This window comes from Corallibacter sp., from assembly GCF_048381695.1.
Taxonomy (GTDB): domain Bacteria; phylum Bacteroidota; class Bacteroidia; order Flavobacteriales; family Flavobacteriaceae; genus Corallibacter; species Corallibacter vietnamensis.
In genome coordinates this window covers 422,752-440,575 of record NZ_JBLXHI010000002.1, presented here as the reverse complement: position 1 = coordinate 440,575, position 17,824 = coordinate 422,752, and the positions used below count along the sequence as shown (strand labels likewise).

At 33.6% G+C, this 17,824-nt stretch carries 9 protein-coding genes; 7 read left to right on the top strand and 2 right to left on the bottom strand.

Annotation, left to right across the window (positions count from 1 at the left end; genetic code table 11):
• Positions 1-9: 9 nt before the first annotated feature.
• Entirely contained in the window at positions 10-1,557 is a 1,548-nt protein-coding gene (locus ACN5J3_RS05765; RefSeq protein ID WP_417290578.1) for a glycine--tRNA ligase, read from the top strand.
• Between the two features lie 221 nt (positions 1,558-1,778).
• Entirely contained in the window at positions 1,779-2,819 is a 1,041-nt protein-coding gene (locus ACN5J3_RS05760) for a hypothetical protein (RefSeq protein WP_418511084.1), read from the top strand.
• A gap of 17 nt (positions 2,820-2,836) precedes the next feature.
• Here the strand turns inward: ACN5J3_RS05760 and ACN5J3_RS05755 are convergent, their stop codons facing one another.
• Together ACN5J3_RS05755 and ACN5J3_RS05750 are read right to left on the bottom strand one after the other, a co-directional pair.
• Entirely contained in the window at positions 2,837-3,871 is a 1,035-nt protein-coding gene (locus tag ACN5J3_RS05755; protein WP_418511083.1) for a flavin-containing monooxygenase, read from the bottom strand.
• Between the two features lie 73 nt (positions 3,872-3,944).
• Positions 3,945-7,379: a hypothetical protein gene (locus ACN5J3_RS05750; RefSeq protein ID WP_418511082.1), complete on the bottom strand. Its 3,435-nt coding sequence runs from the start codon at positions 7,377-7,379 to the stop codon at positions 3,945-3,947.
• A gap of 119 nt (positions 7,380-7,498) precedes the next feature.
• Here ACN5J3_RS05750 and ACN5J3_RS05745 point away from each other — a divergent pair, with 119 nt between their 5' ends.
• The 5 genes from ACN5J3_RS05745 to ACN5J3_RS05725 all read left to right on the top strand — a co-directional run bounded on the left by ACN5J3_RS05745 (position 7,499) and on the right by ACN5J3_RS05725 (position 17,775).
• Positions 7,499-8,263, top strand: coding sequence for an exodeoxyribonuclease III (locus ACN5J3_RS05745; protein ID WP_418511081.1), 765 nt, complete (start codon positions 7,499-7,501; stop codon positions 8,261-8,263).
• Positions 8,264-8,286: 23 nt separating this feature from the next.
• Positions 8,287-9,243, top strand: coding sequence for an OmpA family protein (locus tag ACN5J3_RS05740; protein WP_418508615.1), 957 nt, complete (start codon positions 8,287-8,289; stop codon positions 9,241-9,243).
• Between the two features lie 355 nt (positions 9,244-9,598).
• Positions 9,599-14,902: a gliding motility-associated C-terminal domain-containing protein gene (locus tag ACN5J3_RS05735; RefSeq protein WP_418511080.1), complete on the top strand. Its 5,304-nt coding sequence runs from the start codon at positions 9,599-9,601 to the stop codon at positions 14,900-14,902.
• Between the two features lie 23 nt (positions 14,903-14,925).
• The gene (locus ACN5J3_RS05730) at positions 14,926-15,840 is read left to right on the top strand and encodes a type IX secretion system membrane protein PorP/SprF (RefSeq protein WP_418511079.1); all 915 of its coding nucleotides are present in this window, start codon (positions 14,926-14,928) and stop codon (positions 15,838-15,840) included.
• A gap of 18 nt (positions 15,841-15,858) precedes the next feature.
• A complete protein-coding gene (locus ACN5J3_RS05725) occupies positions 15,859-17,775 on the top strand; it encodes an OmpA family protein (protein WP_418511078.1) in 1,917 nt (638 codons plus the stop codon).
• Positions 17,776-17,824 lie beyond the last annotated feature (49 nt).

Sequence of the window (17,824 nt, the reverse complement as noted above, 5' to 3'; positions counted from 1 at the left end):
TTTTGCATTATGGCAAACAATGATGATCAATTTAAAAAAGTAATATCTCATGCAAAGGAATACGGATATGTATTTCAAAGTAGTGAGATTTATGACGGATTAAGCGCTGTGTATGATTATGCACAAAATGGCGCAGAGTTAAAGAAAAACATTCGTGACTACTGGTGGAAAGCCATGGTACAAATGCATGATAATATTGTAGGTATAGACGCCGCAATATTTATGCATCCTACTACTTGGAAAGCTTCTGGACATGTCGATGCATTTAACGATCCGTTGATAGATAATAAAGACTCTAAAAAACGCTATCGTGCAGATGTTCTTGTAGAAGATTATTGTGCAAAAATTGAAGCTAAAATAGATAAAGAAGTCAAAAAAGCTGAAAAACGTTTTGGAGACGCTTTTAATAAAGACGAGTTTGTATCAACAAACGGAAGAGTATTAGGTTATCAAGAAAAAATTGATACCATTCTTAAGCGTTTAGGGCAATCTTTAGAAAAAGAAGATTTAGCTGATGTAAAAGCACTTATAGAAGAACTAGAAATAGCCGATCCTTTAACAGGCTCTAAAAACTGGACAGACGTTAAGCAGTTTAACTTAATGTTTGGAACCAAACTAGGAGCAAGTGCAGATAGCGCCATGGATTTATACCTGCGTCCTGAAACAGCACAAGGTATTTTTGTAAACTTCTTAAACGTTCAAAAAACAGGGCGTATGAAAATTCCTTTTGGTATTGCTCAAACAGGAAAAGCTTTTAGAAACGAAATTGTAGCAAGACAATTTATTTTCCGTCAGCGTGAGTTTGAACAAATGGAAATGCAATATTTTATCAAACCAGGAACACAAAAAGAATGGTTTGATTACTGGAAAGAAACGCGTCTTAAATGGCATAAATCACTTGGTTTAGGTGAAGAAAATTACCGTTTTCATGACCATGAAAAACTAGCGCATTATGCTGATGCCGCAACAGATATTGAATTTAAATTCCCATTCGGATTTAAAGAGCTAGAAGGTATTCACTCACGTACAGATTTCGATTTAAAACAACATGAAGAGTTTTCTGGTAAAAAGCTTCAGTACTTTGATCATGAAGATAATACGAGCTATACACCATATGTTTTAGAAACCTCTATTGGTTTAGATCGTATGTTTTTAGCTGTGTTCTCAAATAGTTTACAAGACGAAACTTTAGAAGATGGAAGTACAAGAACTGTATTAAAATTACCAGCAGTATTAGCGCCTATAAAAGCAGCCATTTTACCTTTAGTAAGAAAAGACGAAGCGTTAACAAAAATGGCAAAAGATATTGTAGATGATTTAAAATGGGACTTTAATGTGACTTACGATGAAAAAGATGCCGTTGGTAGACGTTATCGTCGTCAAGATGCAGCAGGTACACCATTTTGTATTACTGTAGATGGAGAAAGCCTAGAAGACAATACAGTGACCATACGTCATAGAGATACTATGGAGCAAAAACGTGTTAAAGTTGAAGAATTACGCGACATCATAAAAAAAGAAGTTGACGTAAAAGAATGGTTAATGAAAATGAAATAATTCTTATAACTATATAGTATAGGAATGATTATAAACAAAATCCCAAGTAAAACTTACTTGGGATTTTTTTGTTTCACTCATTGAAGGAGCTATTTCACTCAATTGTGTTTATTTGATTTAGTGATTTTTATATTTTTATTCTATATATTGTATTGATTATGAGATGTTTGTTTGTTTTTGTTTTTTGGTTGTTTTCCTTGGCTGTTTATTCTCAACAAAATTTGGATACCATTTACGGTAATCCAAAATCAGTTAGTGAGAAAGTGGAGTTTTTAAATGAAAATAAACAGAACTATGTTTTTATGAGAGGTGATGGCGATTATGGGCATGCAACAATTTTTGCGCCTAAAGGTATAAAGAGTAGGTTTTATTTGTATTGGTATAATTATCATTGGGTTTTTTATGTAAACTATTACAAAGAATTTTTAGAAAATGGACTTCCTAAAAATGAAACGTGGTATAACAAAGACGGGAGTTTTAAAAGGGAATATAAATATACTTATGATGAAAATAATAATCTTATAGAGGAAAAAGAATTTTACTATAACAATGAATTTTGGCTTACCAAGTTTCATTATAATAGTTTTAATAAACCAATTGCGATGAGTTATTATATAAGTGATGAACCAAATGATTTTGTTCATTGGTACTTCATACGTAATAAAAATAATAAGATAATTGAAACGAGAATAATTGATGAAGAAGGAGATAGACCCTCGATCGTTTATGATTTGAATCATCAAGGCAATGTTGTTAAGAAAAGCCGAAAATTTATTCCCAATTTGAGAGATTTAGAAAATAAGAAATCAAATTTTTTAGACTCATTAAATACTTTGCATGAATATGGTTATGACAAACGAGGAAATAAAATATTAGAACTGAATTATTTTGAGGAAGAAGGTAGCGTTTATTCCAAAAAGACTTATAAATATAACGAGCTAAATAAATTAATAACCTATAAAGTGTTCTTTAGGCCGAGTGATTCAACTAAATTTAGAATTACAAATTATAGGTATAATGAAAATGGGTTAAAAGTGTTTCAAGAGAAAAGATCATCAGTAGATAAATCCTTTTACAGTTCTCAAGAAACGTTTTATAACAAAAGCGGATTTATTGTTAAGAGTATATTATTAGAGAATAACAACACAACAACTATGGCCTTTAAATACAAATTCGAGAAAAAGGGAAATTGGACAAAAATCACTAAAATAGTCAATGACGAGCCTTTGTATGTTTGGTCTCGTAAAATTAAATACTATTAAAAATTTTTAAACGGTTTTCACAAAACCTCTTTAGCTAAAAAAGCCGCATCTTTTTTTATACCGCCTAATGTTGCAGAGCCTCTTGTATGTAACCAAGGTAGCCCAATAAAGTAAAGTCCTTTTGTTGTACTAATTCCTCTGTGGTGTTTTGGGTAGCCATCATCTGTAAGTTCAATGTTTTTTATCCATTTAAAGTTAGGTTTGTAACCAGTAGCCCAAACAATATTTTTTACATTTTCTAGGTTTTTAGAGGTTGTTTTTATTGTGTCATCTACAGCATCAATAGTGTAACCAACAGTTTCTACATTGTTACGTTTTAAAATGGCTTTAACATCTGTACCTATAATAGGTTGTTTAGATTGGCTAATGCGTTTGCCAATCCATGACTTTTTGCTAAAACTCAAAAAACCTGTTTTTGTAAACCACCACCACAACGTTTTTCCTAATATTTCTTGAGGCAATGTTCTAATGTCAGTGTTTCCTGAAAAGTAAGTGGTTTCTGTTGTGTTTTTAGAAATCTCATCTAAAATTTGAAATCCGCTATCGCCACCACCAACAACAAGCGTAGCGCCTTTTTGAAGTTGATCAGGGCTTTTGTAATAGTTACTATGAACTTGGTATATGGTTTCTGAAAGGTTGTTGTGAAAACTTGGTGTGTAAGGAATGTGAAATGGACCTGTTGCTATAATAACATGTTTGCAAGTTATTTCTTGTTGATTGGTTGTTATAACAAAACAATTATCTTGTTTTTCAATGCCTTTGGCAAGTGTGTTTAGTTGAACAGGCAGCTCAAAAGTTTTTACATACTTTTTAAAATAAGAAGCGACTTCATACTTATCAGGATAATGTCCTTTTGGTGCTGGAAAAGGTAAACCTGTTAGGTGGTTAAACTCTGTTGGTGTAAATAACTTTAGAGAATCCCAACGGTTAAGCCAAGAAGCGCCAATTTCGTTTTCTTTGTCAATTATTAAGAAATCTTTCTGGCTTTTTTTTAAAAAATAGGCCATAGAGAGCCCTGCTTGTGCAGCGCCTATAATTACAAAGTCTTTCATGAATACAGTTTGATGTTATCTGCGGAGTATACATTTTTTAATGCTTTTACACAAATTGTTAAGGCACGTATTTTTAAAAATATGCTTTAAGCTGAATGTTTCCTGTATGTATGACTTTGCTTGTCTCGGTTTTTCTTCCAAAATAGCTTACGTTTAAATCAAGATACTTGGTCAGTTTTTTTTGAATTAGTAATGTCCACGTAAAGTTTTTACCAGGTTGTAAACCTTCAAGAATTTGATAAGCTACTGGTGAGTTTGCATTTCCAGTAAAATCATTTGAAAAATAGTTTAACTCTCCACTAATCGCTGCTTTTTGATTTTTAGAAAACGAAAATGACAAGCCGTAATTTTGTTGTTTCAATTGTTCTTCATTTCCAATGGTATTGTCTTTTGTGGTGTATTGATAAAAAACATCAAACTGTGCATTATCACTAAACAAATAAGATAACTTTGGGTTAAAGCGCAATTCGTCTAGTTTGTAATTTTTACTTGAGAAATTTTCACTTTCGCTTTCGTTTATATCAAAACTAGATGATAAGTTTATTAGCCAGTTTTTTGCAAACTTATGGTTGAAATTCAGCTTGTGGCTTGTAAGTGAGTTTTCAATAAAACCACCTGTTAAAATGTTACGAGAGCCATTTTTTAAAAATGTATATGATGATGTGTAACGTTGTTTTCCTCGGTTAAAAAAGAAAACATTTCTAAAATTAGACTGTAGTCCTAATTCGTTGTCTTCTTCGCCATAAAACGGATTAAGATTAAAAGCGCTTCCTTGACGTTTTTCTTTTCTATCTACCAAATAAGATGTTTGATTGTAAAAATGAGATAGCGTTTTTAAGAATCCATTCTCTGAACCAGACCATTGTATAGGATTTAGGGTAAGTGCTAAGCTCAATCTGTTTTGATGTGTTTTTATAAACACTTGGTTTGGTAATAACACACGAATGAATTTGCCTTCATCTTGAAATTGAGCAACTTCAAATTCTTCTATTTCTTGAATACCATTGTTATTATAGTCTATCCAAACATAAGCACCTTGTCCTGGTTCTACTTCTACATAGGTAAAATCTTGTTGAGGTAGTGTTCCTGAATTGGTTTCGTATGCTGTGTTGAATAATATAAACTGATCAATGAATCGCTGACTAAATTGTAATCTTGAATTGAATGATTGTTCTTTTTCGATATTAGGATCAGTATCTTTTAAGGTTCTGTAATTAGCGTAAATAGATAGGTTGGTTTTGGTGTTTTGAATAAGTCGTGTGTCAATATAATACGTGTTTGAGGTATTCACTTTTTGTAAAGTACCATTTCTTATACTGTCATTTACTCGATACTTATAGCCAATTTCGGCAAAAACTTTTGTGCTGTCTCCAATACCTGTAAAGACTTCATAAGATTTATATTTCTGACTTAAGGCAGTAAAGGCTTCAGTTTCTATGTTTTTTTGCTGATTATCTTCTAGTCCTACTTTGGTGCCAACCCATGCTTTTTTTAAGCTATAGGTAATTCTATTATAGCTTCTTAAAAATGTTGATGTATTGATGTTTGACGTAGCATTGAGAAAGCTAGAATTTGTGGTGATTTGCCATTTATTTAAAATTAAATTTGCGTTTGCTACATGTCTATTTCCTGTGAAATTTTCAGAGTAATTTAAGTGTTCAAATTGATAATTAGCATACCCTTTTTGAGCATGAAAAACACGTAATCCAGTTTTAGAGAAAAACTGATTCCCGTAATTAGTTACAGCTTGTATGCCTGTAGATTGGTCTAAATTCCAATCTCTGTTAAATTCGGCATTATATAAACGCTCAATAGATCTAAAGTTTTCTTGAACATAATCACCGTCAATATATGCGTTTAAATTCCAAAGGCTATCTTTTTTTATTATAGCTTGCTCTATTTTAAGTTTTCCAGCAAAGCCATCGTTATCGCTATCATCTATATCTGAAAATAAGTTTAAGTCATTTTTACTACCAGCAACTTCAAAAGCAATATGTGTTTTTTCTGAAGGCGTGTAACTTCCGTTTACTACGGCAACTTGTAATTTTGTTGGAGCAACAAGTCTTATAATAGGTTCAAAATTCCCTTGCGGAACACCAGCTATAGGTGCTACATATTCATATATGGTTGTTATGGCATTGATGTTGCTTACTACATAATTACCTTGATTGTCTCCTACAAGAGAGAAATTAACGCTAAATAATTCGTCTTCAGGATTGTTTGAAAACACAAATGCTTCTACGCCATTAATGATTTCTTTTTTATATAAAATCCTATTTTCGTTGTAAACTTCTGGAGTTATTGATGGTGCAATCATTTGAGAAGTGTCATCGCCTGCGTTTGCTAATATTTCTATTTGTTCGTTAGATAGGTTTTGTTGCAACGGATTGTTTTTAGCATCATTCTCACTATAAATAGAGGCGCCAATTTTTAATTTTTCGCTTGAGTAATTTCCGCCACCAAAAACAACTAAACGCGAGTAGTTTCGTTCGCTATATTGATAATCAACTGTAATACGCATTTCTGAAGTAATAGGAAATGTGGCGTTAAAAATAATTTCTCCAGCATTATAATCTATAATATAATCTTCGTTTTCACCACGTTTTAAAGCAATACCATTTACGTAAACGGTTTCACTGCCAGAGACAATTAACACGTAGAGTTCACCATTAGGACCTTTTAACTTGTATGGTCCTTGATTTCCTTCTTGAGCAACAAATTGACTTGTTGTAAATTGCCCTCTTACTAGCGCGCCTGCTGCAAAAAGGTTGGTAGTAGATTCAGGGTGATTTAGTTTTGCGTTTACAGACAAGCCTTGTACACGTTTGCTAAAATTAGCAAAGTAGGAGTTAGTGTTTTCTAGGTCTACATCACCGGCTCGTATTTTCCAATTGTCACTAAATAATTCTACAAATACTTGGTCAAACTCATCAAGCCGTTGAGAATAGCCACTTTCCTGTAAGGGTATATTGGCATCTTGTATAGAGGCTCTCAAGGAAACCTTATCGCTTAATTTTCCAGTAATTTGTAAGTCAAGTTCACTGTTTAATACAGAGTTTTGATTGTTTCCAACAATAATACCACGCGAAATGCTACCAGAGGTTGTTAAACCATCAAAAGGCGTAAAGGTGTTTTTTTCGCTAGGTTGAGAAAGTTTGTATAGTTTTTGAAGTTTCCCGCTACTATTTACAATAACATCATCATTAAGTTGTTGGTATGTACGTGTTAGGTATTCAGGATATTTTAAATAGCTTATTGTAACCGAATCTGTTTTTATAGGTTTTTTTAAGGTTAAAATTGATTTTGCATAATCAACCGTGTAATAGGAATCGTCTAAATAGGTGCTATCGTTAACTTTTAACGAAAAGAAACTTGGGTTTATACTTACACTATCTATAGCAATAGAGTCTCTTACAGCAACAGTTTTTGTTTTGTAGTTAGAGTTCAAGTCTTGAGCCAATGCACAAAAGCTGAAAAAGGTTAAAAATAATGTAGTTAATAGCTTCATTAGGTAGTTAACTGTGTAAACCTAAAAATATTTTGTTAATAGTTTTTGTTAAAAGGGCTTTAAATTAATAGTGTAAATGTAAAGCATTATTTATTTTAGCTCAAATTCTTAAAATATCGATGAAGATTATATCCTATAACGTTAATGGAGTTCGTGCAGCAATAAATAAAGGATTTATTGATTGGCTAAAAAGTGCCAATCCAGATGTTATTTGTTTGCAGGAAATAAAAGCTTTAAAAGAGCAATTAGATTTAAATGTATTTCAAGAAGCTGGTTATAAATTTAATTATTGGTTTTCGGCTCAAAAAAAAGGTTACAGTGGTGTTGCTATTTTGTGCAAATCAGAACCAAATCATATAGAATATGGTACTGGAATAGAGTCTATGGATTTTGAAGGTAGAAATATTAGAGTAGATTTTGATAATGTTTCTATTATGAGTTTGTACTTGCCTTCAGGAACCAATATAGCAAGACTAGAACACAAATTAGAATACATGGATATGTTTCAAGATTATATTAATGATCTAAAAAAAACAATTCCAAACCTTATAGTTTGTGGTGATTATAATATATGTCACGAAGCAATTGACATTCATGACCCAGTAAGAAATAAAAATGTTTCAGGGTTCTTGCCAGTAGAGAGAGAATGGATTGGTAATTTTATTGATAGCGGATTTATAGATTCCTTTAGGTACTTTAATAAAGAACCTCATAATTATAGTTGGTGGAGTTATCGAGCCAATGCGAGAGCAAATAATAAAGGTTGGCGATTAGATTATGCTATGGTTTCAGAACCATTACAAGAAAAATTAAAACGAGCTGTTATCCTATCAGATGCCGTTCACAGTGATCATTGTCCAATATTAGTTGAAATTGAAAATTAAAACCCTTATCTAAAAAAAGTAAAATGAAAAAAAACGTAATTCTAGCAACACTATTAGTAACCATGTTTTCATGTGTTTCGCCAAAAGTTTATAAAGACCTAGAAAGTAAATATAATGCCTTAAAGAAAGAAAACGCTCAATTATCAGGAGACAAAGAAAATGTTTCAGAATCCTTAAATAAAGCTCAAAATGATTTAGCAGCATTACAATCTAGATATGATGAAACAGTCGCTCAAAGAGATAAGTTACAAGCAGATTATGATGCTACAAAAGCTAATTTAGATAATTTAAGAGCATCATATGATGCATTAGAAAAAAACAGTTCAGCATCTATCGCTGCCAATGCAAAAAAGAATAGAGAACTATTAGCGCAACTAGAAGCAAAAGAAACAGCGCTTGCAGCAGAAAACACAAGATTAGAAGCATTAAAAAAAGAGCTTGAACAACGCTCTAACCGAGTAGCGGAATTAGAAAGTGTTATTGCCGCAAAAGATGCAGCTATGACACAATTAAAAGATGCAATTTCTAGCGCGTTAACAGATTTTGAGGGTAAAGGATTAACTGTAGAGCAACGAAACGGAAAGGTTTACGTTTCTATGGAAAACAAATTACTGTTTCAATCAGGTAGTTGGGCTGTAGGAACTAAAGGTAAACAAGCTGTAAAACAACTAGGAAGTGTTTTAGCCGAAAACCCAGACATTGCTATATTAATAGAAGGACATACAGATAATGTTCCATACAAAGGAAACTCTCAAATCAGTAGTAATTGGGATTTATCAACAAAGCGTGCAACAGCAATAGTTCAAATTTTAAGAGAAAATCCAGCTATTAACCCTGAAAATTTAACAGCAGCAGGTAGAGGAGAATATGCGCCAGTAGCATCAAATGACACTGCTGAAGGTAAATCAAAAAACAGACGTATAGAGGTTATTCTAACGCCAAAACTTGACGAGATTTCTAAACTTCTTAATGATATTTAAAAAAAGGTTATTTTTAACTATATGTAAAAGCTTTTCAAATTCACGAATTTGAAAAGCTTTTTTTTGTTTACAATCAAGCGCTGTTTATCATAATTACTGCATAAATTTAAAATATTGCCAATTTTAAAAAACGAACATTAACTCAATTCATCGAAGAAAACAGTGTTTTATCTATTAAGTTTATGTTAACACATGTAACAAGTAGTTTTTTTTTAATTTTAGAGGATTAAGTAATTAGTAGTACTTTAAGATATGCTGATTCTTATCAACCCTTAAAAAAAAGGCGTTTCGGCTGTTTTTTTAAGATTTAAAACATTTTTTTAAGAAAAATTATAACTAACTTATTGATTAACAAATGAAAAAAATTACACTTTCTATTTTATTTGGGTTTCTATCCTTTTTTGGATTTTCTCAAGTAGGGCTAGTTGAGAATTTTGATGCAGGCCTTGCTTTACCAACAGGATGGACCTCTGATTCTGGAGATTATTTTGGAGCGGTAGTTCAAGTCTGTGACGGTATTTCTCAAAGGGCGAATTTTGATAGCTCAAACGTAACAGGACACCTAACATCTCCAAACATTGTGGGTGGATCTAATGGAACTGATTTAACAATAGCTTTTGACTACAAAGTTGTTGATTGGTCAGCAGGAACAGATGCAACAGGACCAGGTTGGGGTGAGATATTAGTACAGTACTCTACTGATGATGGTGGTGCATGGACTACTGCAGGTACTATCAATGATGTTAATCATGCTACATCTCCCGATTGTGCAAATATAAGTTTTGTTGTCCCTGCAGCCGATTTGCCTACAGGTTCTGATTTCAAATTAAGAATAAGCAATAACTATTTTTCAGGAAATTATTATGTTTATATAGACAATGTCTCTGCTACACAGCTAGTTGAAGACCCTCCATCTTGTGTGAGTCTTATTACTCCTGTAAATGTAAATGGTGTTAGTATAAATACTGATTTAGAATGGACAGCAGCAACAGGGATTCCAACTGGGTATAACCTTACCGTAGGAACAACTTCTGGAGGAAATGAATTAGTAGATAATGAAAACGTTGGGCTTTCTACCGCATATACATTACCAACATTAGAGTATGGTACAACGTATTATGTAAATATAGCTCCATTCAATAGTAATGGTCCAGCAATAGGCTGTGATGAAATTGTTTTTACTACTGGCGCAGATCCTAATGCACCAGTTGATTGTGATTCTGGTATTCCAGTTAATACCGTATATTGTTATACCGATGATGATACAATGACTTGGAACTTTCAGAGTTCTAATAACGCACCGTTAGTTGTCTTTTTTAATGAAGGTGAAATAGAAGAAAACTGGGATTCTGTTATAATTTATGACGGTTCTGATAACACAGGAACAGTATTGTTTGATGGTGATAACGGTGGTAATATGGCTGGCTTGTCTGTGATTGCAGAAAGTGGTTTTATGTATATAGAAATAGATAGTGACGGCTCCACTAGTTGTGAATCTAATAACTTTACACCTTTAAATTTTGACGTGTCTTGTGTTGATGAAACAGCAATTCCTAATTGTAATGCTGTTTTAACAAGCCCTGCAAATGGAGAGGAAGATGTGGATGAAAACTCTGATATTTCTTGGAGTGCTGCATCAGTGCTTGTTAATGGATATACATTATTTGTAGGAACAACGCCAGGAGGAACAGAAATTCTTAATGGTGTGGATGTAGGAGATGTTTTAACCTATGATTTAGGAACATTAGATTATGAAACAACTTATTATGTGACTATTGTGCCTTATAATGATAATGGTGATGCACAAAATTGTAATGAACAAACTTTTACAACCAGAGACGATCCAAATCAAGTTGTAGATTGCTCTACTGGAGAAGTGGTTAATACAGTATATTGTTATGATAATAACGATCCAATGGTATTTAACTACGCTAGTAGTGATGGTTCACCATTAGCATTAGTGTTTAATGCAGGACAAATTGAAGCAGGATGGGATGAAATAATAGTAACTGACTCGGATGGCTCTGTACTTTATCAAGGAGATAACGGCGGTAATTTAGCAGGTTTAGTATTTGTGTCTTCAGGAAGTACAATTGCAATAGCAATTGATTCAGATGGAACAGGAAGTTGTCAAACAAGTACTAATTATACGCCTTGGGATATTAGTGTGTCTTGTGTTGATACAACTGCGTTACCTAACTGTAACGCTTCATTAACCTATCCATTAGATGGAGAGTCAGATATTGATGAAGATGTAGTGCTTACTTGGTCACCTGCAACAATATTTGTTACAGGTTATTATCTTACTGTAGGGACAACAGAAGGCGGAAGTGAAATTCTTCAAAATGAAGATGTAGGAGATGTTTTAACTTATGATTTAGGAACATTAGATTACGAAACAACTTATTATGTAACTATTGTACCTTATAATGATAATGGTCCTGCCGTAGATTGTACAGAAGAATCTTTCACAATAAGATTAGATCCTAATCAAGTTGTAGATTGTGATGCTAATGAGATTATAAATACCGTTCATTGTTATGAAAACGGAAACAATCAATATCAAGAAATTTATAGTTTCGTAAGTTCAAATGGTAACCCATTAAATATTTTCTTTAATTCAGGAACCATAGAAACATGTTGTGACACTATAAGAATTGAAGAAGGAGACGGAACTGTAATATATGAAGGTACTGGAAACGGAGGAGACCTTTCTGGACTTTCATTAAATTCAGATGGAGATACTATTGTTGTCTTTGTGGAAGCAGATACTTCTGTAAGTTGTTCTAGTGGAAGTAGAGTTACTTGGGATTTTGATGTGTCATGTATTGATCTTACTGCTGTGCCAAATTGTAACGCTTCATTAACCTATCCATTAGATGGAGAGTCAGATATTGATGAAGATGTAGTGCTTACATGGTCACCTGCATCAGTTCTTGTTAATGGATATTACCTTACTGTAGGAACAACAGAAGGCGGAAGTGAAATTCTTAATGGTGTAGATGTAGAAGATGTTTTAACTTATGATTTAGGAACATTAGATTACGAAACAACTTACTACGTAACTATTGTACCTTACAACGATAACGGTCCTGCCGTAGGTTGTACTGAAGAATCTTTCACAGTAAGAGCAGACCCTAATCAAATTGTAGACTGTGAGAATGGCCAAGTTATAAACACCGTACATTGTTATGAAAACGGAAACAATCAATATGTTGAATTATATAGCTTCCAAAGCTCTTCAGGTTTCCCATTAAATATTTTATTCAATTCAGGAACCATAGAAGCATGTTGTGATACTATTAGAATTGAAGAAGGAGACGGAACCGTAATTTATGAAGGTACTGGAAATGGAGGAGATTTAGCAGGATTAAACTTTACTTCAAATACAGATAGAATAGTTGTATTAGCTGAAGCAGATGGTTCAGTAAGTTGTTCTAGTGGAAGTAGAGAACCATGGGATTTTGATGTTTGGTGTCAAACATGTCTACCACAAACTGTATCTTTTGATATTGTAAATGGAGATTGTGCTACAGACCCAAGTAACCCCACTTTTGAAGTAGAAGTTAATATTTCTGATATGGGTGATGCAACTTCTTTAACAATAACAGACACGGCAAACCCAAGTGAAAGCCAGGAAGTTTTAGAAGCGGGTATTATAATATTAGGGCCATATCCAGCAAGTACAAACGTAGTGGTTACTGTGGCTAATACCAATGACGAAAACTGTGTGGTAGTTAGTAACCCATTAGCATTCTTATGTCCACCACCACCAAACCCTTGTTCTATTGCTTATGCAGGAGAAGATCAAACAGTAGACTGTGAAAACCCTGACGCTACACTTACTGCAAACTTCCACCTTTATGGACAGGATACAGAAAATTATGAAATAAACGCTATTGACACTTGTCCTACACCACCAGTTGATGGTGCAACACCAACGAGTATAGATGTAGATGATACATGGTCTGAAGTTATTGACCTTGGTTTTGAATTCTGTTTCTATGGTGGTACGTATGATCAAGTAGTTATTGGGTCAAACGGTGTAATTAGTTTTGAAGTAGAAAATACAGGAACTTACAACGAATGGGATTTACAACCTTTCGGAGATGGTCCTTCAACATTACCAAATGGAACAAATACTACGGTTTCTGAAGCAAATATTTTTGGTGTAGGCCATGATATAGACCCTTCAGTATGTGGAAGTATTGACTATGTAGTTTTAGGTTCTGCACCATACAGACAGTTTGTTGTAAATTACAATGGTGTATGTCACTTTGGAACTCAATGTAGCTCTAACGAGTCTACAAGTCAAATCATCCTTCATGAATCATCAAATAATATAGATATCCATGTTATTAGTAAACCAACTTGTACAGCTTGGAACGACGGCCTTGCCGTAATAGGTTTACAAAGTGTAGATGATACACAAGCGGTAACTCCTGTAGGAAGAAATACTGGAGTTTGGACTGTTGATGAGCCTGAATCATGGAGATTCTCTCCTTCAGGAACACCTAACTATACTTTAGAATGGGTAGACGAAGATGGAACCGTAGTTGGTGATACTGATACCATTGTTGTTTCTCCTACTGAAACAGAGACTTACACATTCCAAGTAACTTATGATTTATGTACAGGAGGTCAATCAACAGTATCAGATGATGTTCTTGTTGAATATCTTGGAGGTAGTGATTTTGATGCTTCATTTACAGTAACGCCTACATGTGATGGAGGTACAGTAACTATTGATGGAGATGCAGGAGGTACATTTGCTTTCAACCCAGCAGCTACCGATGATGCTGTTATCAACTCTACTACTGGAGAAGTGACTGGAGCAACACCAGGAGCAACATATACAATTGAGTATACCACTGCTGGAGAGTGTCCAGCAACATCAACTCAAGAGTTAGTAGTATTACCAGAAGAGAATGCGTCATTTACAATAGTAGCTACATGTGATGGAGGTACAGCAACTATTAATGGAGACACAGGTGGTACATTTGCTTTCAACCCAGCAGCTACCGATGATGCTGTTATCAACCCTACTACTGGAGAAGTAACTGGAGCAACACCAGGAGCAACATATACAATTGAGTATACCACTGCAGGAGAGTGTCCAGCAACATCAACTCAAGAATTAGTTGTGTTACCTGAAGAAGATGCAACATTTACATTAACATCTGAATGTGATGAGACAACAGTTGTAATTACCGCAACTATAACAGGTGATACAGGAGGTGTATTCTCGTTTGGTGAAACACCTAATGACGATGCAGTAATTAACCCTGAAACAGGAGAAATTACAGAAGCAACTGGAGGAGCAACTTATACAGTAATGTATACAACATCTGGCAACTGCCCAATGGTATATGAGCAAACAATTCAAGCTGATAACTGTTTGATGAAATTAATCCCGGAAGTTATTACACCTAACAGAGATGGCTTTAATGACACCTTCGATTTAACTGGTTATGATGTAACAAGTTTAGAGATATTTAACAGAAACGGAGTTAAAGTATACAGTAAAACTAATGGTTATATAAAAGAGTTTGAAGGTATCGCTGATAATGGTGATGAGCTTCCTGTAGGAACATACTTCTATGTTATGAAGTATGGAAATAACGAAGTAAGAACATCTTGGCTATATATTAACAAGTAAACTAACACAACTAAATTATAATAATGAAAAGACTATATATAATTCTCGTACTTTTCTTGTTTGCATCGCAAATGCAAGCACAACAAGATCCGCAGTATACGCAGTACATGTATAATATGAACGTGGTTAACCCAGCATATGCAGGATCATTTGATGGTATTGCTATAGGAGCACTTTACAGAAGTCAGTGGGTTGGTTTAGATGGTGCACCTAATACAGGTACACTATCTTTACATGCGCCTGTTGGTGAACGTGTAGGGTTAGGTATATCATTTATCAATGATGAAATTGGTCCTGTAAGAGAAAACAATGCTTATGCTGATTTCTCATATACACTACCTCTAGGTGGAGATCACAAACTTGCTTTAGGTATTAAAGCCGGAGCAACATTTCATAAAATAGGTTTAACTACACTTGCAGCAATAGATCCTAATGATCCATTTCTGCAAGAAAATGTAGATGCCGTAACACCAAATGTTGGTGCTGGTGCTTACTTATACAAGCCTAATAAATACTATGTTTCTGTATCTATGCCTAATATGCTCAATTCGGTACATTTAGATGCAACAAATGGTACTAAAGTAGGTTCAGAAACTCAACACTTATTTGCAGCTGCAGGTTACGTATTTAATCTGTCTGATAACTTTAAACTAAAGCCTCATGGTTTGTTTAAAATGGCTTTTGATGCTCCTGTAAGTTTTGATGTTAATGCTAACTTATTTATGTATGACATTGTTGAAGTAGGTGTAGGATATCGTTTAGAAGATTCGTTTAGTGGGATGATTAATTTTATGATTTCTCCAAATTTAAGAATTGGATATGCTTATGATAATGTGCAATCTGATTTGGATATAGCAACAACATCATCACACGAGATATTTATTAATTTCGATTTCAGTTTCGTAAAGAAAGTGTCACGTTCACCTCGTTATTTCTAATCACTTAAGCTAAACATAATGAAAAACTTTAAAATATTTATTGCACTATTATTATTTAGCAGTTTAAGTGCAACTGCTCAAAACAAATCAACGCAGTCTGCGGATAAGCATTTTGCCAAATTCGAGTTTATTGAAGCTATAGAAGATTATAATAAGCTAGTTGAAAAAGGAAAAGGCGATACCTATGTATATACTCAATTAGGTGAAGCAAACTATAATATATTCAACACAGAAGAAGCTGAACGCTGGTACGCAAAAGCATTAGAGACTTCTCAAAATGCAGAGATTGTATACAAGTATTCTCAAATGCTAAAAGCAAATGGAAAATATGAAGCTTCAAATGTACAAATGAATAAATTTGCTGATATGCGTCCTGGTGATGACAGAGCTATTGCTTTCAAAGCAAATCCAGAATACCTACCTAAAATTTTAGAAAAAGGTAAAAAATTCAATATTCAAAATTTAGACATAAACACTGAATTATCAGAATTTGGAGGCGCTATAAATGATGGTAAATTTTATTTCACCACAGCAAGAAACAATGCCAGACGTAATTATGGATGGAATGATCAGCCTTTTTTAGATATTTATGTATCAAACATTCTATCTGATGGCTCTTACCAAGAAGCAGAGCAAATAGAAGGAGCTATCAATACTAAATATCATGAAGGAACTGTTTCTTTCTCACCTAATGGTGATACCATGTATTTTTCACGTGAAAGCTTTTTTGATAATGAATTTGAAAAAGATAGTGTTTCTAATACAAAATACAGTGTATTACACTTATTCAAGGCAACAAAAGATGGTGATAAATGGAGTAATATAAAGCCACTTCACATCAATAGCCCTAATTATAACGTAAGTAACCCATCGGTAAGTGTAGACGGAAAAACACTATTCTTTCAGTCTAATATGCCTGGAGGTTTTGGTATGTTTGATATCTATAAAGCCGATATTAAATCTGATGGAACCATTGGAGAGCCTGTAAATTTAGGTCAAAAAGTAAATACTGAAGGAAACGAAAAATTCCCTTATTCAAGTGATAACGGAACACTTTACTTTTCTTCTGATGGCCATTTAGGTTTAGGAGCTCTAGATGTATTTTATACGAAAATAATTGATGGTAAATTAGCACCAATTCGTAACGTAGGAATACCAGTAAATAGTAATGCAGATGATTTTGCTTTTTACATGAATGAAGAATCTGGAGAAGGTTATGTATCATCAAACAGAGATGGTGGAAAAGGTAGTGATGATATTTATTTACTTAAAAAATTACAACCTATTTGTGATGTGTTAATTACGGCAACTATTGTAGATGCAAACACAGGAGAAGTTCTAAAAGGTGCTATGGCATCTATTTTAGACAACGACGGAAACAAATTAGCTTCTAAATTATCTAATGAAGAAGGTATTGCTGAATTTATTGTAGAGTGTGAAACTGACACAGAAATTGAAGCAACACTTGATGGTTACGAAAGTAATAAAGTAACTGTAAAAGGAACTAGAGACGAAGAAACAGCAGTACAAATTCCTTTAACTCCAATAGAAGAGATTATTGTTGAAGATAGAGTTGAATTACAACCTATTTATTTTGATTTTGACAAATCTAACATCACAGCTAAAGCTGCATTTGAGTTAGATAAACTTGTTCAAATCATGAAAAAATACCCAGAAATGGTAATAAAAGCAACATCTCATACAGATAGTAGAGGTTCTAATTCATATAACGAAAGATTATCTGATAGACGAGCTAAAACTACAGTACAATATGTAATTTCTAAAGGCGTTGATGCAAGCAGAATTACTGGTATGGGTATGGGAGAAAATGAGCCAAAAGTAAAATGTGGATCTAACTGTACTGAAGAAGAACATCAATTAAACAGACGTTCTGAATTTATTATTGTTAGTGGAGGTCCAGCTTCGCAACAGTAGTAGATAACTACAGTAATTACAAATAAAAAAGCCCGACATTAATATTAAT